Here is a 20,686-nt window from a genome sequence, read left to right as displayed (position 1 = left end):
GTAAACGCAAATCATCACATCGAGTGAAACCCTGGCCCACGCTTGCGGTCAACAACCGACGGTTGCCAGTCTGTTGCTGTCTGTCAACCTGATGGGAGTGGCCCGTGGCCTTCGGTGAGCAGCCCGCCTATCTGCGCGTGGCGAGTGATCTGCGCGAGAAGATCGTCAACGGCGCGCTGCCCCCGCACACCCGACTCCCCTCGCAGGCCCGGATCCGCCAGGAGTACGGGGTGTCCGACACGGTCGCGCTGGAGGCGCGCAAGGTGCTGATGGCCGAGGGCCTGGTGGAGGGCCGCTCCGGGTCGGGCACCTATGTGCGGGAGCGGCCGGTGCCGCGCCGGATCGCCCGCTCCGGCTACCGGCCGCCGGTGGGGTCCAGCCCGTTCCGCCAGGAGCAGGCGGAGGCGGGCGCGCGGGGGACGTGGGAGTCGAGGAGCGAGCAGGGCGAGGCCTCGCAGGAGATCGCCGCCCGGCTCGGCATCGAGCCCGGCGACCGGGTGATGCGGACGCGTTACGTCTTCCGGGAGGCGGGCGACCCCATGATGCTCTCCACGTCCTGGGAGCCCCTCGCGGTGACGGGGCGTACGCCGGTGATGCTCCCCGAGGAGGGGCCGCTCGGCGGATGCGGGGTGGTGGAGCGCATGGCGGCCATCGACATCGTCGTGGACAACGTCCTGGAGGAGGTGGGCGCCCGCCCGGGGCTGGCCGACGAGCTGATGACGCTCGGCGGCGTGCCCGGCCATGTGGTGATGGTGCTGGAGCGGACCTACTACGCGTCGGGGCGCGCCGTGGAGACGGCGGACGTCGTCGTCCCGGCCGACCGCTACCGGATCGCCTACCATCTTTCGGTCAAATAACGGAAGGGCAGGTGTGCGCGCCCGCCTGCCCGGTGCCGGGGCCCGCGCTCCGGCGTGTTCGAGCCGCCTCCCGGGCTCTGCCCCAACGGCCTTACGGGCCGCATCGGATGCGCCTGACCATGGCGGATGCCGTTCCGAGAGGCTCGCGGACCTCTCGGGGGGACCGTTCGTCCGGCGGGCGGACGGTGGCCGGGACCGGGTGCCCGGGGCGGGCCGGCCGAGGGGGCGCGTTCGGCTGAGTGCGCCCCCTGCCCCCGGTTTTCGGCGCATTGTTGGCCGGATGAGCGCCTCTTTGTGTAAACCCATATTCGCTGAGTAAAGGTCAGGCGTACGCTCGGGCATATGCGGAATGCGGTTTCCTGGAGATCTTCGGAGAGACGCGGCTCGTCGGTGGAAGGGGCTCGATGAACGACAGCGGAGCCCTGCTCCCATGGCTGGTCATACGGGAGGACGACAACGGCAATCGCTACCGCGTCGGCAGGTACGCCACCGAGGACGAGGCCCAGAAGATGGCCGACGGGCTCGGGGTGCGCGGGCACGGTCAGACGTACTGGGTGGAGCGAGCCGGCCAGACCACCCCGTAGCCGGGGGCCCGGCCGTGGGGCCCGTGCGGCACCCCGGCGCGTACGACCCCGTGGCGTTTTCGCGTTACGCTCCCGGCGCATGAGTGATCGTGTGGTGGTGGCGGGCGCCGTGTACGACCGTGGCAGGCCGCTGGCGGCCCGGCGCAGTGCGCCGCCCGAGCCGGCCGGCCGGTGGGAGCTGCCCGGCGGCAAGGTGGAGCCGGGGGAGCTGCCCGAGCAGGCCCTCGTACGCGAGCTGCGGGAAGAACTGGGCGTGGAGACGCGCCCGGTGAGGGGGTACCTCCCGTGCCCTTAAGGCTACGGGGGAGGGTCCCCGGTGAGTGGCCGCTCAAGCCGGGCTATGTGCTCCACGTGTGGACGGCCCGGCTCCTCGCCGGGGAGCCCGAACCCCTGCCGCTGAAGGACCACGACGAGCTGCGCTGGCTCGGTCCGGAGGAGATTCATACGGTGGACTGGCTCGACCAGGACCGCCCCGCCGTCGCCGAGGCGGCCCGCCTGCTCGTCCAGGGTCTCCCGTAAAACCTCCCGGACCTCCCGGACCTCCCGGAACCTCCCGGGCTCCTCCTCGGCACTCGCAGCGCAGTGGGGGTAGTTGTCCCGATTTTCGGGTATATGACGGACTGCCCCTCTCGCACGGGTCGAGGGGCCTCCGTCGGTCCTGGGATGTGGTCGGCTTGATCGACACCGCGGACGGCGCCCGCGCCGAGTGGACCTTCCCTGCCGAACCCGGCACCGCGCGCCACGCGCGCCACGCCGTTCGTGACACCCTCCACAGCTGGGGCCTGCCCCCCACTCTCCGTGACCTGGCGGTCCTGCTCGTCAGCGAGCTGGTGACCAACTCCCTGCGCTACACCTCGGGACCGATCGGTGTGCGGCTCGTCGGCCGGAGCGCCGCGCTGCTCGTGGAGATCTCCGACCCGCTGCCCGACCCCCCGACCGAACGCCTCTCCGGCCCCGAGGACGAGGGGGGCCGCGGACTCCGGCTCGTGGCCTGTTCCGCACTGCGCTGGGGGACACGGCGCGGGAAGACAGGTAAGACCGTGTGGTTCGAGCTGCCCCTCCCTGGTTAGAAGTCTGAAGGGACAACGATCACTACGCACTCGTCTCAAAAAGAACGAGACTGTGCTGTGATCGTGAACGGCGTGCCGGCCGGGGCCGTAGTGCTGAATACTGCGGGCATGGCCGGTCCGGTGCGTGAGCTGGAGGGGACGGTCGCGTGAGCGAGATATCTGGGACGGCGGGCGACGTCGTATGGCAGAGCCATCCACCCGGCTCCATCTATGACTACATCAAGGTGGCTTCCTTCTCGATCGGCCCCGACGGGCTGGTCGACCAGTGGAGCGAGCGTGCCGCCGACCTGTTCGGCATCAGCGCGCACCAGGTCAGGGGCAGGGATCCGGTCGAGGTGTTCGTACCGGCGGATCTGCGGGCCAGAGGCCACCGCACGGTCAAGGAGATCCTCGACGGCAAGGAGTGGACCGGACTGGTCCCGTTCCGGACCGGCGGGAGGAGCGGGGAGCACGGGCTCGCCGAGATCTATGTCATGCCGAGCGAGACGGAGAACGGCGACCGGGGCGCGCTCTGTCTGGTCGTCGACGTGCGCGCGCTCCAGCGGATCGAGTCCGACCTCGCCGCCTCGCAGGCGATTTTCGGTCAATCTCCCTTCGGGTTTCTGCTGTTCGGCACCGATCTCCGAGTACGGCGCGCCAACCAGCGATTCGCACAGGTCTTCGGCGGCACCGTCGGCGACCACCGCGGCCGTACGGTCCACGACTATCTCTCCCGGCCCGAGGCCGACCGGCTGACCGGGGCCCTCAAACGGGTCCTGGAGACCGGAGACTCCGTCAGCGACCTCCAGATCGTCGGCACCGCCCCCGAGGACCAGGAACGCCGGCACTGGTCGATCAACCTCTACCGGGTGCACAGCGGCTCGGGACGCACCATCGGCGTCGCCGGGGTCGGCACGGATGTCACCCGCCGTCACAACGCGGCCCGGGAGGCCGCCAGCGCCCGGCGCGACCTCGCGCTCCTCAACGAGGCCAGCGCCCGGATCGGCAACTCCCTCGACCTGGAGACCACCGCGCGCGAACTGCTCGGGGTCGCCGTGCCCGGCTTCTGCGACCTCGCCGCCGTCGACCTCTACCAGTCCCTGCTCACCGGCGAGGAGGCACCGCCGGGACGGTGGGGCTCCTCCGGGGCCGACTCCGGCGGCGGCAGCGCCAGGCTGCGCCGGGTCGCCTTCGCCAGTGCCGTCTCCGACGGACCGCTCGGCACCTCCGGCGGCGGGGACGGGTACGTGTCACCGGACGTCGGCGCCGTCCACCGCTTCCCGTTCAGCTCGCAGAGCGCGGGCGCGCTGCGCACCGCCCGGGTGCAGTCGATCCCCGGCGATCCCGGCAGCCTCGTACGGTCGACGCTCGCCGTCCCGATGGTCGCCCACGACACGGTCATCGGCCTCGCCCAGTTCTCCCGTACGAAGGGCAGCGAGCCCTTCGGCGACCAGGACCGGGCACTCGCCGTCGAACTCGCCGCGCGCGCCGCCGTCTGTATCGACAACGCCCGTCTCTACCGCAGGGAGCACGAACGGGCGCTGATCCTCCAGCGCAGCCTGCTGCCGCCGGGCGACCCCGAGGCCGCCGGTCTCGACATCGCCTGCCGCTATCTGCCGGGCAACACCGCGACCGAGGTCGGCGGCGACTGGTTCGACGTCATCGAACTCCCCGGCCACCGCACCGCGCTGGTCGTCGGCGACGTCATGGGGCGCGGCCTGCGGGCGGCGGTCGCGATGGGCGAGCTCCGTACGGCCGTACGGACGCTGGCGCTGCTCGACCTGGAACCCGCCGAAGTGCTCTCCGCGCTCGACGAGATCGCCCGCGGCCTCGGCACGCCCAGCGGAGCGCAGCAGGCGTCGCGGGTCGCCCACAAGTCGCGGGACGCGGAGCTCTCCGAGGTCTACCTCGCCACCTGCGTGTACGCCGTCTACGACCCGGTCACCCGGCGCTGCACCTTCGCCAACGCCGGTCATCTGCCGCCGGTCCTGGTCGAACCGGGCGAGGAGGCGCTGCTGCTCGACGTGCCACCCGGCATGCCGCTCGGCGTCGGCGGGGAGCCCTTCGAACAGGTGGACGTCGACGTGGCGGAGGGCGCGCTGCTCGCCCTCTACACCGACGGCCTGGTCGAGTCCAGGGACCAGCCGCTCGACGAGGGACTGAGCGCGTTCCGCTCGGCCCTCAACGACGCGGCGCGCCCCCTGGAGGACGTCTGCGACCACGTGCTCACCACGCTCGACACCCGGCACGGCGAGGACGACATCGCCCTGCTGATGGCGCGGATACAGGGGCTGTCGACGGAGGCCGTCGGCGACTGGAGCCTGCCGCGCGAGCCGCGCTCGGTGGGCCGCGCCAGGGATCTGGCCCGCACGCAGCTCCTGGCCTGGGACCTCGAACCGCTCGTGGACACCGTCGAACTGCTCGTCAGCGAACTGGTCACCAACGCCCTGCGGTACGGCGAGGGCGAGATCAGGCTGCGGCTGCTGCGTGACCGTACGCTCGTCTGCGAGGTCTGGGACGCGGGCCTCGTCCAGCCGAGGCGACGACGGGCCCGCGACACCGACGAGGGCGGCCGGGGACTGCAACTGGTCGGGCTGATGAGCGCGGCGTGGGGGTCGCGCCGTACGCCGCGCGGCAAGACGGTCTGGTTCGAACTCGCGCTGCCGGACGGGGACTCGGTGAAGGAACCGACGGTGGAGCAACTGCTGAGCATGTTCTGAACACCGGCCCGGGGCCCGCAGCTCGTGTCAGGCCGCCCGGGGCTCGCCGCCCCGGGCGCCCGCGCCCCGAGGGCCCGCCGCCCGCGTCACGCGGACAGGGGGCCGCGCCCCGCGGGCCCGCCGCCCGCGTCAGGCCGTTCGCGTCACGCCGCCTTCAGCGCGGCCAGCCGGGCCTCGATCTCCGCACTGTCGCCGGCGCTGTCCAGCTGCTCGAACTGCGCGTCCAGCGACGACGCGGCCAGTTCCTGCTTGCCCGTCGCCCGTGCCTCCTCGCGCCGTACCTTGTCCTCGAACCGGCCCAGTTCGCTCGTCGGGTCGAGTACGTCGACGTTCTTCACCGCGTCCATCATCTGGTTCTGCGCCCGCGCGGACTTCGCCCGCGCCACCAGCTCGTCCCGCTTGGAGCGCAGCTCGGTCAGTTTGCCCCGCATCTTCTCCAGGCCCGCCTTGAGCGTCTCCACGACCTCCGTCTGCGCCGCGATGGTCGGCTCCGCGGTCCTCGCCTCCTTCTCCGACTGGAGCTGCCGCCCCAGCGCCACCTTGGCGAGCCGGTCGAAGGTGTCGGCCTCCGCGCCCTGGCCGGCCGCGCGCAGCAGGTCGGCCTTCCTGCTCGCCGCGAGCGCCTTCTCGCCCCACTCCCGGGCCGCCGCCGTGTCCTCCAGGTGGTCCTGCTCCAGCAGACGGAGATGACCGATGGTGCCGGCCACCGCCTCCTCCGCGTCGGCGATGTTGTTGGTGTAGTCCCGGATGAGCTGGTCCAGCAGCTTCTGCGGATCCTCCGCCTGGTCCAGCAGCGCGTTGATGTTGGCCTTCGCGAGCTGGGTGACCCGCCCGAGAATGGTCTGCTTCGTCATGGTTCCGCTCCCTGTGGGAAAGGTAGGAAAGCTGGGAAGGGTGGGAAAGGTAGTACGCGGAGAAAGTCGTGCGCACAGGACGTTGGGAAGGTCAGAACCGGCCACCGCCGCCCATCCGGCCGCGCGTCCCGCCGCCGCCGAAGCTGCCGGGACCGCCGCCGCGGTACCCTCCGCCGAAACCCCCGCCGAATCCGCCACCCCCCATCCCGCGCCCGCCGCCGAACAGGCCGCCGAGGATGATGCCGCCGAGCATGGCCCCGCCGACGCCGCCGCCCGCGCCCCGTACGCCGCCCACGCCGTAGTGGCTCCCGTACGACAGCACGTCCCGCTCCGCGAGGTCCTGCGCCTGCCGGGCCAGCGCGTCCGCCCGCTGCGCCTCCGCCAGCGCCGCCTGCGTCGCGCCGGAGCCCGCCTGGGCCTGGGCCCACTCCAGCCGCCGCTGGGCCTCCGTCAGCCGGGTCCGCGCCTGGCTGCCGACCGCGCCGCGGTGCGTGGTGACATAGTCGGCGGCGGCGCCGATCGCCGAACGCGCCGTCAGCATCGCCTGGTCGAGGAGCGAGCCGGCCCGCCGCTCGCCCTCCTCCCGCCGCCGCGCCCCGGTCAGCGCCTCGTCCAGCACCGCGTCCGCCTCCTCGACCCGGCGCAGGGCGTCGATCGGGTCGTACGGCCCCGCGTTCACCGCCCGCCGCACCTCGGCCGTCACCGCCTCCGCGCGACCGATCCGGCCCTGGAGGTCGGCGGTCGGCACACCGGCCGGAGTGCCCCTCAGCAGACCCCGGGCGTCCGCGAGATCCGTCTCGGTCCCGGTGAGCGCGCCAGGCAGCTTCCCGGCCGCCTCCGTGAGCTCCCGCGCGCGCCGCTCGACCGCCTCGACCAGCGTCGCCGCCTGCCCGACGGCGCCCTCGGCGGCCCGTACGTGGACGGCGGCCCGCCCGTTGTCGCCCGACTCCACGAAACCGCCCGCCGTGTCCAGGCTGTCCGACGCGAAGACCAGCCGGTCCGCCGCCTGCGCGGGGCAGTCCGCGACCGGCGCGGACGCCGAGGCGGCGTACCGCTCGCGCAGCTCCGCGAGAGTGGCGCGCGCCATGCCGACCCGCCCGCTCAGCTCGCGGAACGCGGCACGGGCCGCGGCGAGGGCACCGGGCGCGTTCCGCTCCATGGCCCGCAGCCGGTCGAACGCCTCGGACTCCGCGTCCAGCCGGTTGTCGGCCTCCGTGCAGCGGGCGATGATCTCGTCGAGCATCCGGCGCCGGGTCGCGTCGTCCTCCGGATACGCGTCGTCCAGCTCCTGGCGCAGCCGGAACGCCACGGTCAGCTCGCCCTTCGCGTACGCCACCGCGTCGGTGAACGGCGCCGCCGCCTCCTCCCCGAACTGCGCGGTCGCGAAGCCGAGTTCCTCCTGGCTGGTGCGCAGGGCGTCGTCCGTCTCGACGAGCCGCCGCTTCGCCGTGGCGTCCAGCTCGGGCAGCGGGGTCTCCGGGGGGCCCTGGGGGCCGTGCCCCCACCGCCCGCCCGTGGCGCCCCCGCCGGGTGTCGTACGGGCCCTGGCCCGCCGGCTGCGCTTGGCGAAGGTGTACGCGGCCACCGCGGCCGCGCCGACCACGACGACGGCCGGCAGCACCAGATTGGTCGCCGCGCCCCCGTCGGCCGCGGCGCCGCCCGGATCGGCCTCGCCGGGCGTGAGGGCCGGGGTGGGCACGGGGCGGCCCGTCAGCACGGCGCCGTACCCGGCGGCGGCGCCGATCGCCGCGCCCGCCCAGTCGTTCTGTCGCAGCGCCGGCTCGATGGCGGTCCTGGCGACATCGGCGAGCTGCGCGGCGGTGAGGTCGGAGCCGGTGTCCGCGGAGTAGGCGTACTGCCGGTCATGGGTGGCGACGGCGAGCAGGATGTCGTCCCGGCCGAGGCCGTTGCGGGTGGCCGTGGCGTCGGTCCAGCTCTGCGCGGCCCGGCCGGAGAAGTCCCGTACGTACACGACGAAGAGCTGGACGCGGTTGGTGTCGTACAGGTGGTTCAGCGCCGCGGTGACCTCGTTCCTGAGCCCGTCGAGGGCCCCCACCTTGTCGGTGATCTGCCCCTGCCGGGAGAGCGTGACCGGGTCCTCGGCGCGGGCGTCCCGGGCCCCGGGCGGAATCAGCCAGATCCCCGTGACCAGCACGACCAGCACGACCAGGAGTATGCGGCCGGTGGCGCGGGGCCGGGCGCGGCTCACGAAGGGCATCACAATTCGGAGGTTATGTCCGTAAGGAGGTGCCCGCGACCGGACCGCCGAAGGGCCGCCGCCCGCCGTCCCGCACGTCATGCCCGGCGGGTCGGGTGTCCGCTAATGTCGCGATCATGTCCGTGTTCGAGCATGGCTTCCCCTTCGATCCGGCGTACGGCCGGACCCTCGATCAGCTCCTCGCCCTCCCCGCGCCCGCCGGGCCGGCGGACTTCGACGCGTTCTGGCAGGCCCGGTACGAGGCGGCGCGCCGGGTGTCGACCACGCCCGCGGTGGGACCGCAGGAGGACGAGCGCGACGGGTTCCGGATCTTTGGTGTCTCCTTCGCCTCCGTAGGCGGGTTGCGGCTCGGCGGCTGGCTGGCGCTCCCCGCCGACGGGCCCGTGGAGCACGGCTTCGTCGTCGGGCACGGGTACGGCGGACGCCAGGACACCGCGGACGCCGTACCGCTCCCGCTGCCGCGCTCGGCGGCGATCCTGCCGTGCGTCCGGGGGCTGGGCGCGCGCAGCCGCCGCCCCGGCATCCCGGGCGAGGCGGATCAGCATGTGCTCCACGGCATCGGGTCCCGCGACACCTACGTCATCGGCGACTGTGTGGCGGACCTGTGGTGCGCGGCGTCGGCGCTGCTGGAACTCGTACCGGACCTGACCGTGCCCGGTGCTGGGCTCGGTTACGTGGGCGAGAGCCTCGGCGGCGGTCTCGGCGCGCTCGCGCTGCCGTGGGACGAGCGCTTCGCGTGCGGCCGGCTCACGGTCCCGACCTTCGGCGACCAGCCGCTCCGGCTCACGCTCCCCGGCGTGGGCAGCGGAGAGGCCGTACGGAACTACCGCCGCGAACACCCCGAGGTCATGAAGGTCCTGCCCTACTTCGACGCCGCCACCGCCGCGAGCCGGATCCACGTCCCGGTGCTGGTCGCGGCGGCGCTCTTCGACCCGGCGGTGCCCCCGCCGGGACAGTTCGCGGTGTACAACGCGCTGGCGGGCCCGAGCGAGCTGCACGTCCTGTCGGCCGGCCACTTCGAGTACGCGGAGGGCGACCGGGAGGCGGCGGAACTGGCCGCGGCGGACCGGCGCTTCTTCGCGGAGCGGCTGAAGGACGCCTAGGGGTTACCTGCGCGGACGTGGCATCAGGCGCACGATTCCTGAATCGGTCGATCAGGTCCGCAACCGCAGGTGCCGCGGACATGGCGGTGGCCGTCCGCCGTTCTTCTTGGCATTGGCGCGGGGCGGTGTGTATTGGGTTGCACCTTCCGTAGCGGCATGTGGTCCGGTGGACTCACGTCCCGATGCCTGAGGAAAGGTCCCTGCTCATGCCTCTGTCTTTCGTGCCACCCCGCCAGGTCAAGATCGGTGACGCGGCGGCCTTCGCCGGCAGCACGCCACGGGCGATTCGCCACTACCACGAGATCGGCCTGCTCCCCGAGCCTGAGCGGGGCGGCGATGGCCGCCGCCGCTACGGGTACGAGGACATGATCCGCCTGCTGTGGATCCGCAAGATGGCCGACGCCGGGATCGCCCTGGACGACATCCGTGACGCCTTCACCACCGGCATGGCCTCCGCCGGTGCGGACAGCGGGGAAGGTATCGCGGGCACCCTGGAGCGGCTGGAGGAAACCCTCGCCGAGCAGGAGGCGGAATTGCGGCGGCAACGGACCGCCGTGCAGCGGATGCGCACCGAAGGCAGCCGGATGGGCCTGCTCTCCGACTTCGTCACCGAACGCCTCAAGAGCCTGCCCGAGGGCTCCCTGCGCCAGGCGGACCTGGACACTCTGCTGGTCACCGAGCGGATCTTCAGCCCGCTCGGCGCGGCCGTCCAGGCCACCCGCTTCATCGTCCTGGCCACGCATCCCACTCTGCGGGAGGAATCCGACCGCATCGATGACGCCGAGGAGGCACTCGATGACAGCGTCGCCGTCGACGATCCACGGGTGGCTCACGTGGCCGCCGAGCGGCACGCCTTCGAAAGCGCCCTGCATGCCGTCATCGAGGAGTCCGGCCTGGACAAGGACGAAGACGCCCTCTTCGACGCCTGGGACACTCTGCACCCCCCCACCGCCGATGACGGCGAGGACGAGAACGACCTCGGCTCCGGCAGGCGCAAGGACGGCTCCATGAGCGCGATCGAAACCGCCGGCAAGATGCCCTACGACTTCTCCCCAGCACGCCTGCGCTGTATGGAACTGGCCCTGGAACTATCCGTCCAGGACTCACCCGCTACCTGAAACACGGCCTGGTTCTACGGTGCCAAAGTGCGTAGGACGTCGAACTCGTTGCCCTCGGGGTCAGCCATGACCACCCAGTTCCGGTCTGCGCCCTGGCCCACGTCCACCCTGACCGCGCCGAGACCGAGCAGTCTGGTCACCTCGTCGTCGGTGCTGCCGTCGATCGGGCTGACGTCGAGGTGAAGCCGGTTCTTGACGGTCTTGCCCTCGGGCACGCGGATGAAGACCAGGGTGGGCGGCATCTGGCGGGCCCGGACATCCTCGACGGTCGGCACCCAGGAGCCGATCTCGACCTTGCCCTCGCTCCGGTCGATCACCTCGAAGTCCAGGACCTCGCACCAGAAGGCGGCGAGTCTCTCCGGATCGCGGCAGTCAACGGTCAACTCGGTGAACCTGCTTGTCATGCTGCTCCCCGATAGTGCGGACGGGCTCAGCGTAGGTCGCCCGCCCGACAGATCCGAGATCTTATTGACCAATACGCCACCGGCCCACCCTCGTTGCCTCTCGGCCTGAACCCGCACCCGCCGCCGTCAGAGCAGCCAGCGTCCGCGTCCGAGCAGGCGGGGGATCTGGCGGGCGCGGATGGTGATGTGTACGGGGTCGCGGTGGCAGTGGCAGGTGTACGAGTACGTCTCCTCCGTCTCGGCGAACGGGGGAGACGAGGCACCGTCCTCCGCTCCCGGCCGCCCACCGGCAGCGTAGAGAAGGCCGAACACCAGCGCGGTGAAGCTGATGGAGAGCGCGACAACTCCCCAGAACGTCTCGTCGGCCATGGCGGCGGTCACCACCGGGGCGTCGCGTCGGCCCGCGTGGGCTTCAGGTCGATCTCGGCGTAGACGGTCTTGCCGACGGTACGGGGCTCGGTCCCCCACCGGTCGGTGACCTGCACGACCAGCGGCAGCCCCCGCCCGAAGCACTCACTCTCACCGGCGGTCCGCAGCGCGGGCAGCCGCTCTCCGCGCGGGTCGCTGACCTCGATACGGAAGACGCTGGACCGCAGCACGACGGCGACCTGGAAGAGCCGGTCACGGAGACACCCGTGGAGCAGGGCGTTGGTACCGAGTTCGCTGACCACCAGGCCCGTGGCCCAGGCGAGTTCAGGGTGCCCCCACTCGACGATCAGCCGCGACGCCCGGCGCCGCGCCAGCGTCACGCTGCCGGCGGCAGGCGGGTAGTTCAGCCGGTCCTCCTGCAACACAGGCTCGGGCTCGGAGTCTTCAAGGGTTGAGGTCATGGACGCGCACCTCCATGTGCGGTCGGGGGCTGCTCGCACGGGGTGCGCATGGCAGTGGCGATGCCGCGCCGTACCCACTGCGCTTCGGCGCAGGGCAGGGCAGCGCGGTGCACTTCCACCAAATGGCTCCGCTGTGCGAGCGGTTGCGTACCGAACGTAGCGATTTGGTCGCGCCCATACAACCTCCCGGAGTTAATTATCCCCGGGAGTGTGATTGTGAGCTGCCTCGTGCCTGTTGCAGACTGTCCCCACACCAGGAGGTGATGAGCGGTGACGCAGCGTCGCGCGAACAGGGGAAACCGTGTAACGACGGTGCTGGCTCGTCAGTTGGGCGGCCAGCTACTGGCCTTCAGGGACGCGGTCGGTCTCAACCAGACTCGCGCGGCGGAGGCTTTGAGCGCGCAGACAGCGAAGGTCGGCAAGATGGAGCAAGGCTGGGTGCCCTTCCGGGACCCGGACATCATCGCGCTGTGCAAGCTGTACGGGGTCGAGGACGACGCGGTTGTCACAAGTCTGCTTCGGCTCGCCAAGCTCGACCGTGAACGGCGCAGGGCAAAGGGCTGGTGGAACGCTCTCGACCAGGGCAACTTGCGTGAGTACATCGCGATGGAGGACGTGGCGCTCAAGATGCGCTGCTGGCAGATTGTGCTGATTCCGGGACTGTTCCAAACGGCGGAGTACACCCGTGCTGTGGCCGTTTCCGCCGTCCTGCCGGACGACGTCGACCATATTGAGCGGATCGTCGAGGTGCGACGGAGGCGTCAGGCGCGACTGCACGGCGAGCATCCGCTACAGGTACACGCGGTCATCTCGGAAGCAGCGCTCCGCCAGCAAAGAGGCAGCCGTCAAGTGATGAAGCGGCAGCTTGCCCATCTGCGTGAACTGGCCGACCTTCCCAACGTGCAGATCCAAGTACTGCCCTTCCGGGCAGGTGACTACCCTGTCAACGGAGGACCTTTCAACATCCTCTCCTTTGCCGAGGAGGGCGCTGTCGACGTCGTGCACATGGACGGACTCAGCTCCACCACCTGGGTAGAAGGCCTGGATGAGAGCGCCGTTTACACAGCACTCTTCGGACGTCTCTGCGCTGTAAGTCTCGCGCCCTACGATTCCGCACAGTTGATCGAGAGCATCGGCAAGGAAAGCGAGTGAGTGGCTTGTTCAACTTCCGGAAGTCCAGCTACAGCGAACCGAGCGGCGAATGCGTCGAGGTCGCCGACAACATACCCGGCACCGTCGCCGTCCGGGACTCCAAGGCGGGGGCGGGCCCTGTTCTCCGCCTCACCCCTACCGCCTGGCGCACCTTCCACACCGCCCTTCGGGCTGGAGGTGCCGGGGACGGTGCCGGGCTGGCACGCCGCGGCTGACCCCGGGCTCCTCGGCAGAACTGGATGCCGTGTACAGCACGTTCCTCGACCGCACAGCTCGGCTGAGCCTATGTTCCGAAGGACTCGGTGAGCTTGATCGACATCATCTGCAAGGGGATGCACACGTGAGTGATTTTGTCTTCGTGAAGTCCAGCTACAGCCAGCTGAACGGCGAGTGCGTCGAGGTCGCCGACAACATACCCGGCACCGTCGCCGTCCGGGACTCCAAGACTGGGTCCGGCCCCGTCCTCAGTCTGACCCCTGCCGCCTGGCGCACCTTCCAAACCGCCCTTCAGGCCGGTGAGGCCGGAGATGCCGGGGAGGGTGCCGGGCTGGCACGCCGCGGCTGACCCCGGGCTCCTCGGCGGAGCTGGACCGGGGTCCGGCGGTTACGCGGGTCCTACGCGCCCCGGCGGCGGATTTTGTTGCCCAGCCACACCAGCGGGTCGTACTTCCGGTCCGCCGCGCGTTCCTTCAGAGGGATCAGGGCGTTGTCGGTGATCCTGATGTTCTCGGGGCAGACCTCCGTACAGCACTTGGTGATGTTGCAGTACCCCAGCCCGTGTTCGTCCTGCGCCGTCCGTTTGCGGTCGAGACCCGACTCCCCGGCCGCGTCCAGCGGATGCATGTCCAGTTCGGCCACCCGCATCAGGAAGCGCGGCCCGGCGAACGCCGTCTTGTTCTCCTCGTGGTCCCGCACCACGTGGCAGGTGTCCTGGCACAGGAAGCACTCGATGCACTTGCGGAACTCCTGCGAGCGCTCCACATCGATCTGCTGCATCCGGTACGCGCCCGCGGCCACCCCCGGCGGCGGGACGAACGCCGGGACCTCCCGCGCCTTCGCGTAGTTGAAGGACACATCCGTCACCAGGTCCCGGATCACCGGGAAGGCGCGCAGCGGGGTGACCGTGAGGGTCTCCTCCCGTGCGAAGACGGACATCCGGGTCATGCACATCAGCCGCGGTCTGCCGTTGATCTCCGCGCTGCACGAACCGCACTTGCCCGCCTTGCAGTTCCAGCGCACCGCGAGGTCCGGGGCCTGGGTCGCCTGGATGCGGTGGATGATGTCGAGGACGACCTCCCCCTCGTTCACCTCGACGGCGAAGTCCGTCAGTTCCCCGCCGTCCGCGTCGCCGCGCCAGAGGCGGAACCTCGCCTCGTACGACGCGGCGGCCCCGTCCGTTCCCGTACCCGCGCCCGTCTCTGTACTCACTCGTGAAGCTCCTCTTCGGCGAGGTACTTGACCAGCTCTTCCTTGTCGAACAGCGCCAGCAGGTCCGGCCGGATCGGCTCGGTCGTCCGCCGGTCGAGGGCGATACCCCCGTCCGCGAGGCGGCAGTACAGATTGATCCGGCGCCAGTCGAGCACCATGCCCGGCCAGTCCTCCCGGGTGTGGCCTCCCCGGCTCTCCGTGCGCTCCAGGGCCGCCCGTGCCACGCACTCGCTGACCAGCAGCATGTTCCGCAGGTCGAGCGCGAGGTGCCAGCCGGGGTTGAACTGCCGGTGCCCCTCCACCCCGGCGCGGCGGGCCCGTTCGCGCAGCTCGGCGAGTTTCTCCAGAGCCTGCGCCATCTCGGTCTCCCGCCGGATGATGCCGACCAGGTCGTTCATCGTCTGCTGGAGTTCCTGGTGCAGGGTGTACGGGTTCTCGGCCGGCCCCGGCTCGCCCTCGGCTCCTTCCGCGTGGAAGGGGCGCAGTGCCTCGGCCGCCGCCGCCTCGATCTGCGCCTCGTCGACGACCGGGCGCGGGGCGGCCCCGGTGGCGTGTTCCGCGGCGTACAGTCCCGCCCGCCGGCCGAAGACCAGCAGGTCGGAGAGGGAGTTCCCGCCGAGCCGGTTGGAGCCGTGCATGCCTCCGGCCACCTCGCCCGCCGCGTAGAGCCCCGGCACCCCGGCCGCGGCCGCGGTCTCCGAGTCGACGGCGATCCCGCCCATCACGTAGTGGCAGGTCGGGCCGACCTCCATCGGCTCGGCCGTGATGTCGACGTCCGCCAGCTCCTTGAACTGGTGGTACATCGACGGCAGCCGCCGCCGTACGACCTCGGCGGGCATCCGTGTCGAGACATCGAGGAAGACCCCGCCGTGCGGCGACCCGCGGCCCGCTTTGACCTCGGAGTTGATGGCGCGGGCCACCTCGTCGCGGGGGAGGAGTTCGGGCGGGCGGCGGTTGTGGTCCGGGTCCTCGTACCAGCGGTCGCCCTCCTCCTCGGACTCCGCGTACTTCTCCTTGAAGACGTCGGGGATGTAGTCGAACATGAACCGCTTGCCCTCGGAGTTGCGCAGCACCCCGCCGTCGCCGCGTACCGACTCCGTGACGAGGATGCCCTTCACGGAGGGCGGCCAGACCATCCCCGTCGGGTGGAACTGGACGAACTCCATGTTCAGCAGGGGCGCCCCGGCGAGCAGCGCCAGCGCGTGGCCGTCGCCCGTGTACTCCCAGGAGTTCGAGGTCACCTTGAAGGACTTGCCGATGCCGCCCGTCGCGAGCACGACGGACGGGGCCTCCAGCACGAAGAAGCGGCCGGACTCCCGCTCGTAGCAGAAGGTTCCGGCGACCCGCCCGTCCTCGTCCTTGAGGATCCGCGTGACCGTGCACTCCTGGTAGACCTTCAGGCGCGCCTCGTAGTCGCCGTACTCCTGGAAGTCCTCCTGCTGGAGCGAGACGATCTTCTGCTGGAGGGTACGGATCAGTTCGAGGCCGGTGCGGTCGCCGACATGGGCGAGCCGGGGATACTCGTGGCCGCCGAAGTTGCGCTGGGAGATCCTGCCGTCGGGCGTACGGTCGAACAGCGCGCCCCAGGTCTCCAGCTCCCAGACCCGGTCGGGCGCCTCCCGGGCGTGCAGCTCGGCCATCCGCCACTGGTTGAGGAACTTCCCGCCGCGCAGGGTGTCGCGGAAGTGCACCTGCCAGTTGTCGCCCGCGTTGACGTTGCCCATGGAGGCGGCAATCCCGCCCTCGGCCATCACCGTATGGGCCTTGCCGAAGAGGGACTTGCAGATGACGGCGGTACGGGCGCCGCGCTCGCGCGCCTCGACGGCGGCGCGCAGTCCCGCCCCGCCCGCACCCACCACGACGACGTCCCAGGGCCGGCGTTCCAGTTGCGTCATGTGTGAATGCTCACCTCGGAGTGACTGTTCGGAGTGACTGTTCGGAGTGACGGTGCGGAGTGACTAGAAGAAGCGCGGATCGTCGAAGGCGCCGCTGGCCAGCAGATAGACGTAGAAGTCGCAGAGCGCGACGCTGATCAACGAGGCCCACGCGAGCTGCATGTGGCGGTGGTTCAGCTTCCCGGCCCAGCTCCAGAGCCGGTAGCGCACGGGATGCTTGGAGAAGTGCCGCAGCCGGCCGCCGATGATGTGCCGGCAGGAGTGGCAGGAGAGGGTGTACGCCCAGATCAGCCCGATGTTGACGAGGAAGAGCAGCGTGCCGAGGCCCATGTGGCCCCAGGCGTAGTGCTCGTCGCGGAACGTGAGGACCGTGTCGTACGAGAGGATCCCGGCGACCGGCACCGCCGCGTAGAAGAAGTACCGGTGCATGTTCTGGAGGATCAGCGGGAAGCGGGTCTCCCCGGTGTACTTCGTGTGCGGTTCGGCGACGGCGCAGGCGGGCGGCGAGGCCCAGAAGCCCCGGTAGTACGCCTTGCGGTAGTAGTAGCAGGTCAGCCGGAAGCCGAGCGGGAAGATCAGGATCAGCAGCGCGGGCGAGAGCCCCCACCAGCTGCCGAACAGCTCCCAGTTGGGGCCGTTCCGCATCGGGACACAGCTCTCCGCGAGACACGGGGAGTAGAACGGCGAGACGTACGGCGCCGCGTAATAGTCGCTGTTCGCGAACGCGCGCCAGGTCGAGTAGACGATGAAGGCGAAGAGCCCGGCGGCGGTCAGCGCGGGCGAGAGCCACCAGCGGTCGGTCCGCAGATGGCGGGCCGCGATGGCGGCGCGCGAGGCGCCGCGCACACCGCGCGGTGCGTCCGTGCCGGAGGCCGGGGGCTGAGTACCGGTGGCCAACGAGGTCTCCTCGCGTTACTGGGGCCGGTGGGAGGGCGGGTGACGGGGCGGAGGCTGGGCGGTGCGGTGCCTTGTGGCGTGGCGTGGCGCGGTTGAGGCGGGTGCGGTACGTCCGTGCGCCGGGGCGCGTGGTGCTCAGGGGGCGCGTCGGTCGCGTACGCCCAGGCCCTCGTCGTCCGAGTCCGTCCACAGCGCGGTGTTGTACGGGGTGTCGGGGATGGTCACCAGATCGCTGACGCGGTCGGCCGACTCGGGAGGCGGCCCGTGCTCGCGGGCGTGGGCCAGTTCGCGTTCCAGCCGCTCGACCGTGGAGACCAGATCGTCGAGGCGGCGTCTGACCGCCGCCATCTCGTCCTGCAGGGACATGAGTTGCCCTCACTTCCACGATCGCCGGTGGCATGCGGGGGTCCTTGGGGTGTGACCCCTCGGACGCTCTCTGTGTGCGGCTGCGAGTGTCGCGCGTCACACACCCGCTTGTGAAGGCGTCGGCGGGCCTTTTCGGGATCGGGGCCCGTGGCCCGCGCTCCCGGCGTGCGCGGCGCCCGGTCCCGGCCCGCGGCCCGGCGCCCGGTGCGCCGGGCCCGCGCGGGGCGCGTTGCGCCGTGCGGGTGGGATTCGCGGCGGGCGCCGACGTGTCTGCGCCCCCGCCCCCGCCCCGTCCACTTCAGTGAGTGGGCAATAGGTGTGATCATCTCTAAATTCCACAAACAGGACGAAGAGGTACAAGTCATGTCCCACGTCGGTGCCCCACGCGGGAGGACATGCTCCCGAACGCTCCGCTCCGTCGCGCTTCTGACCACCGGTGTGCTCGCCCTGCCCACCCTGTCCGCATGCACCTCGGAGAAGGACGGGAGCGAGCCCTCGGCCGCCGCCGCCCCGGACATCGCCCCCACCAAGCGGGACCGGATGAAGCACGGCGGCTCCGTGCGCTGGGCGATCGACACCATGCCCGCCACCCTCAACGCCTTCCAGGCCGACGCGGACGCGGCCACCGGCCGGGTCGCCGACGCCGTACTTCCCTCGCTCTTCCGGATGGACAAGGGAGGCCGGCCGCAGCGCAACCCCGACTATCTGGAATCCGCCAAGATCGTCGAGCGCGAGCCCAAGCAGGTCGTGCTCTACAAGCTCAACCAGCAGGCGGTGTGGAGCGACGGCCGGGAGATCGGGGCACCGGACTTCGTGGCGCAGTGGCGCGCGCTGCGCGGCAAGGACTCCTCCTACTGGACGGCGCGCAACGCCGGTTACGAGCGGATCGAGAAGATCGAGCGCGGGGCGAACAACCTGGAAGTGCGGGTCACCTTCAACAAGCCGTACGCCGACTGGAAGTCCCTGTTCACCCCGCTCTATCCCAAAGAGGTGACGGGCAAGCCCAACGCGTTCAACGACGGCGCCAGGGCCGCACTGAAGAAGACGGCCGGCCCCTTCACCGTCAAGAAGGTGGACCGCAAGGCCAAGGACATCACCCTCGTCCGCGACCCGCGCTGGTGGGGGCAGCCCGCCATGCTCGACTCGCTCGTGCTGAGCGCCGTGCCGCGCGACAAGCGGGCCGCCGAACTCGCCGCGGGGAAGCTCGATCTCGCGGAGATCGACAGCGGCCAGGCGAATCGTATCGCCCTGGCGATCAAGGAGAAGGCGGCCGGCAGCGAGCCGCTCACCCACGGCCCCGGGGCCGAGATCACCCCGGCCTCCGCACTCCGCTCCTGGGCGCTGGCCCACGGCTCCGACGACGAGAAGGCGGAGCTGGCGCGGGAGGCCAGGAAGGAGAACGCGGAGGCCGTCCGCCGGTACGCGGAGGAACAGCGCGGGCTGAGCGGGATCGTCGTCCGCAAGTCGCTGGAGCCCGCCTACACACAGCTCGCCCTGAACGGTGAGTCGGGACCGCTCGCGGACGACCGGGTACGGCGCGCCGTCGCCCGCGCGCTCGACCGCAAGGAGCTGGCCCAGACCGTACTCAAACCGCTCGACCTGCCGGCCGAGCCGCCGGGCAGCCATCTCGCACTGGCCGGGCAGCAGGCGTACGCGGACGGCAGCCGCGCGCTCGGCAAGCAGGACACGCACGAGGCGCTGGCCCTGCTGGCCGACGCGGGATGGACGCCCGCCGGCGCCGTGAAGAAGCCGGACGGTACGAAGGCGGGCAGCGCGGGCCAGCGGAAGAAGTCCGCGGGCGAGAACGACGAGGACGGCGAGTCCTCGGGCACGTCCGACGAGTCGACGACCGACGAGAAGCGCTCCGAGCAGCGCGCCGAGCAGGGCGCGGCCCAGGGCGCCGGACCCGAGGCCGGCCGGGAAAGTGATCAGGAAGGCGACCAGGAAGCCGAGGCGGCGGCCGAGAAGAGGAAGCGCGAGGCGGCCGACGACGCCGCCACCGACGAGGGCACGTACATCGTCGGCGACGACGGGAAGCCGGGACACGGGAAGCCGGGGCACCGGGCGCCCCGCCCCGAGTCCGCCACCCACATCCTCGCGCCCGCGCCCGCCGCCGCCTTCCAGGGCACGGTGCTGCTGCTCCAGGCCGCGGCCGTCGACGACACCGGCACCGCGCGGCAGGCGGTGCAGGCCGCCCAGGACAGCCAGGACCGGCCGGGCGGCATGGCGGGCGCCTACGCCCCGCGCGGCACGGCGGCCCCCGCGGCCTCCGCCTCCCCCTCCGCCTCCCCCGTCCCGATGGGCGGCCCGCTCGGCAAGGACGGCAAGCCCCTCACTCTCCGCTTCGTCCTTCCCGCGGGCGAGGGCACCGAGTCGCTGCGCGCCGTCGGCGAGCGGATCGCGCGGATGCTCGACCGCGTCGGGATCAGCACGGAGATCACCAAGGTCGCCGACGACAGCTACTTCAAGGACCACATCGCCTCCGGCGACTACGACCTGGCGCTCTACTCCTGGCCCGCCAGCCCCTACCCGGCCACCGACGGCCGGCCGATCTACGCCAAGCCCGTGCCCGCCAGTGACGGATCGCTGCTGGTGGAGCAGAACTACACCCGGGTCGGCACGGACCACATCGACCAGCTCTTCAACCGCGCCGCCGCGGAGCTGGACGAGGACAAGTCCCGTGATCTCGTACGGCAGGCCGACGCCCGGATCTGGGCAGCGGCCGGCTCCATCCCCCTCTACCAGCGCCCCCAGCTCGTGGCCGTCAAGCCGGGGCTGGTGAACGCCGGCGCCTTCGGCTTCGCCGCCCCGCGCTACGAGGACGTCGGGTGGGAGGAGCCCGGGGCCTCCGGACCGGACGGCGGCAAGAAGAAGTAGGTCCCGCCGGAAGGCGGCGCGGGACCCGGCCCGGAAGCCGGCGTGGGACCCGGCGCGGGATCCGCCGCGGGACCCGGCCCGGAATCCGGTGAAAGGTAACGGCAGGCGGCGCCCAAACAGCGGAGAAGCACCAGGTCAGCGCCGTTTCGTAAGCTCAGAAACCCATCAATTCACTTGCCCGCCGGCCACCCCGGCGGGCAAGCTCGTTCCCGTCCCCGACCCGGGCTTCTCCACCCTCCGTAGCTCCGCCCCACCCCTCCGTATCCCCTGCGCAGACCTCGCGAGCACCCCCGCGGGGGCCCCGCTCACACCCCCGCAGACCCCGCTCAACATC

The 20,686-nt window shown here is 71.3% G+C and carries 19 protein-coding genes and 2 pseudogenes; 12 read left to right on the top strand and 9 right to left on the bottom strand.

Features of this window, described 5'->3' with window-relative positions:
• The first annotated feature begins 104 nt into the window (after window positions 1–104).
• The 5 genes and pseudogenes from AB0P17_RS30085 to AB0P17_RS30065 all read left to right on the top strand — a co-directional run bounded on the left by AB0P17_RS30085 (window position 105) and on the right by AB0P17_RS30065 (window position 5,210).
• Window positions 105–857 carry a GntR family transcriptional regulator gene (locus tag AB0P17_RS30085; protein WP_365815642.1) on the top strand — a complete coding sequence of 251 codons (753 nt, stop codon included), beginning with the start codon at window positions 105–107 and terminating at the stop codon, window positions 855–857.
• A 404-nt stretch (window positions 858–1,261) separates the two neighbouring features.
• A complete protein-coding gene (locus AB0P17_RS30080; protein ID WP_365815640.1) occupies window positions 1,262–1,441 on the top strand; it encodes an SPOR domain-containing protein in 180 nt (59 codons plus the stop codon).
• 79 nt (window positions 1,442–1,520) lie between these two features.
• Window positions 1,521–1,960 (top strand): annotated as a pseudogene (locus tag AB0P17_RS30075) ((deoxy)nucleoside triphosphate pyrophosphohydrolase).
• 146 nt (window positions 1,961–2,106) lie between these two features.
• Entirely contained in the window at window positions 2,107–2,511 is a 405-nt protein-coding gene (locus AB0P17_RS30070) for an ATP-binding protein (protein ID WP_365815638.1), read from the top strand.
• A gap of 146 nt (window positions 2,512–2,657) precedes the next feature.
• Window positions 2,658–5,210 carry a SpoIIE family protein phosphatase gene (locus tag AB0P17_RS30065; RefSeq protein WP_365815636.1) on the top strand — a complete coding sequence of 851 codons (2,553 nt, stop codon included), beginning with the start codon at window positions 2,658–2,660 and terminating at the stop codon, window positions 5,208–5,210.
• A 143-nt stretch (window positions 5,211–5,353) separates the two neighbouring features.
• Here AB0P17_RS30065 and AB0P17_RS30060 read toward each other — a convergent pair whose 3' ends face one another.
• Both AB0P17_RS30060 and AB0P17_RS30055 read right to left on the bottom strand, forming a co-directional pair.
• Window positions 5,354–6,064, bottom strand: a complete 711-nt coding sequence (locus AB0P17_RS30060) for a PspA/IM30 family protein (RefSeq protein ID WP_365815634.1) — start codon at window positions 6,062–6,064, stop codon at window positions 5,354–5,356.
• 91 nt (window positions 6,065–6,155) lie between these two features.
• Window positions 6,156–8,282, bottom strand: coding sequence for a TPM domain-containing protein (locus AB0P17_RS30055; RefSeq protein ID WP_365815632.1), 2,127 nt, complete (start codon window positions 8,280–8,282; stop codon window positions 6,156–6,158).
• Between the two features lie 116 nt (window positions 8,283–8,398).
• Here AB0P17_RS30055 and AB0P17_RS30050 point away from each other — a divergent pair, with 116 nt between their 5' ends.
• From AB0P17_RS30050 to AB0P17_RS30040, 3 genes and pseudogenes are all read left to right on the top strand, one after another.
• Entirely contained in the window at window positions 8,399–9,385 is a 987-nt protein-coding gene (locus tag AB0P17_RS30050) for an acetylxylan esterase (protein ID WP_365815630.1), read from the top strand.
• Between the two features lie 7 nt (window positions 9,386–9,392).
• Window positions 9,393–9,491 (top strand): annotated as a pseudogene (locus AB0P17_RS30045) (IS5/IS1182 family transposase); the annotation flags it as partial.
• A gap of 100 nt (window positions 9,492–9,591) precedes the next feature.
• Entirely contained in the window at window positions 9,592–10,503 is a 912-nt protein-coding gene (locus AB0P17_RS30040) for a MerR family transcriptional regulator (RefSeq protein ID WP_365815628.1), read from the top strand.
• A gap of 14 nt (window positions 10,504–10,517) precedes the next feature.
• Here AB0P17_RS30040 and AB0P17_RS30035 read toward each other — a convergent pair whose 3' ends face one another.
• From AB0P17_RS30035 to AB0P17_RS30025, 3 genes are all read right to left on the bottom strand, one after another.
• Entirely contained in the window at window positions 10,518–10,907 is a 390-nt protein-coding gene (locus tag AB0P17_RS30035) for a VOC family protein (protein ID WP_365815626.1), read from the bottom strand.
• Between the two features lie 126 nt (window positions 10,908–11,033).
• Window positions 11,034–11,288 carry a hypothetical protein gene (locus AB0P17_RS30030; protein ID WP_365815624.1) on the bottom strand — a complete coding sequence of 85 codons (255 nt, stop codon included), beginning with the start codon at window positions 11,286–11,288 and terminating at the stop codon, window positions 11,034–11,036.
• Window positions 11,285–11,737, bottom strand: a complete 453-nt coding sequence (locus AB0P17_RS30025) for an ATP-binding protein (RefSeq protein WP_365815622.1) — start codon at window positions 11,735–11,737, stop codon at window positions 11,285–11,287. Before AB0P17_RS30025 ends, AB0P17_RS30030 begins: the two co-directional genes overlap by 4 nt.
• Window positions 11,738–12,007: 270 nt before the next feature.
• On the opposite strand from AB0P17_RS30025, the gene AB0P17_RS30020 reads away from it, so the two are divergent.
• The 3 genes from AB0P17_RS30020 to AB0P17_RS30010 all read left to right on the top strand — a co-directional run bounded on the left by AB0P17_RS30020 (window position 12,008) and on the right by AB0P17_RS30010 (window position 13,454).
• On the top strand, window positions 12,008–12,889 hold the full coding sequence (locus tag AB0P17_RS30020; protein ID WP_365815620.1) for a helix-turn-helix transcriptional regulator: 882 nt from the start codon (window positions 12,008–12,010) through the stop codon (window positions 12,887–12,889).
• A complete protein-coding gene (locus tag AB0P17_RS30015) occupies window positions 12,886–13,104 on the top strand; it encodes a DUF397 domain-containing protein (protein ID WP_365815618.1) in 219 nt (72 codons plus the stop codon). Before AB0P17_RS30020 ends, AB0P17_RS30015 begins: the two co-directional genes overlap by 4 nt.
• A 125-nt stretch (window positions 13,105–13,229) precedes the next feature.
• Window positions 13,230–13,454 (top strand): DUF397 domain-containing protein, encoded by a 225-nt coding sequence (locus AB0P17_RS30010; RefSeq protein ID WP_365815616.1) that lies wholly within the window; start codon window positions 13,230–13,232, stop codon window positions 13,452–13,454.
• A 50-nt stretch (window positions 13,455–13,504) separates the two neighbouring features.
• Here the strand turns inward: AB0P17_RS30010 and AB0P17_RS30005 are convergent, their stop codons facing one another.
• The 4 genes from AB0P17_RS30005 to AB0P17_RS29990 all read right to left on the bottom strand — a co-directional run bounded on the left by AB0P17_RS30005 (window position 13,505) and on the right by AB0P17_RS29990 (window position 17,475).
• A complete protein-coding gene (locus AB0P17_RS30005) occupies window positions 13,505–14,317 on the bottom strand; it encodes a succinate dehydrogenase/fumarate reductase iron-sulfur subunit (protein ID WP_365815614.1) in 813 nt (270 codons plus the stop codon).
• Window positions 14,314–16,212, bottom strand: a complete 1,899-nt coding sequence (locus AB0P17_RS30000; protein WP_365815612.1) for a fumarate reductase/succinate dehydrogenase flavoprotein subunit — start codon at window positions 16,210–16,212, stop codon at window positions 14,314–14,316. Before AB0P17_RS30000 ends, AB0P17_RS30005 begins: the two co-directional genes overlap by 4 nt.
• Window positions 16,213–16,275: 63 nt before the next feature.
• On the bottom strand, window positions 16,276–17,109 hold the full coding sequence (locus AB0P17_RS29995) for a hypothetical protein (protein ID WP_365815610.1): 834 nt from the start codon (window positions 17,107–17,109) through the stop codon (window positions 16,276–16,278).
• Between the two features lie 135 nt (window positions 17,110–17,244).
• A complete protein-coding gene (locus AB0P17_RS29990; RefSeq protein ID WP_365815608.1) occupies window positions 17,245–17,475 on the bottom strand; it encodes a hypothetical protein in 231 nt (76 codons plus the stop codon).
• Between the two features lie 363 nt (window positions 17,476–17,838).
• Here AB0P17_RS29990 and AB0P17_RS29985 point away from each other — a divergent pair, with 363 nt between their 5' ends.
• Complete coding sequence (locus AB0P17_RS29985) at window positions 17,839–20,352, top strand: ABC transporter substrate-binding protein (protein ID WP_365815606.1); 2,514 nt, start codon at window positions 17,839–17,841, stop codon at window positions 20,350–20,352.
• Window positions 20,353–20,686 lie beyond the last annotated feature (334 nt).

This window comes from Streptomyces sp. NPDC088124, from assembly GCF_040685895.1.
In the GTDB taxonomy this organism is placed as follows: domain Bacteria; phylum Actinomycetota; class Actinomycetes; order Streptomycetales; family Streptomycetaceae; genus Streptomyces.
Note: the sequence above shows the minus strand (reverse complement) of the source record. Positions and strands in the feature narration are given on the sequence as shown.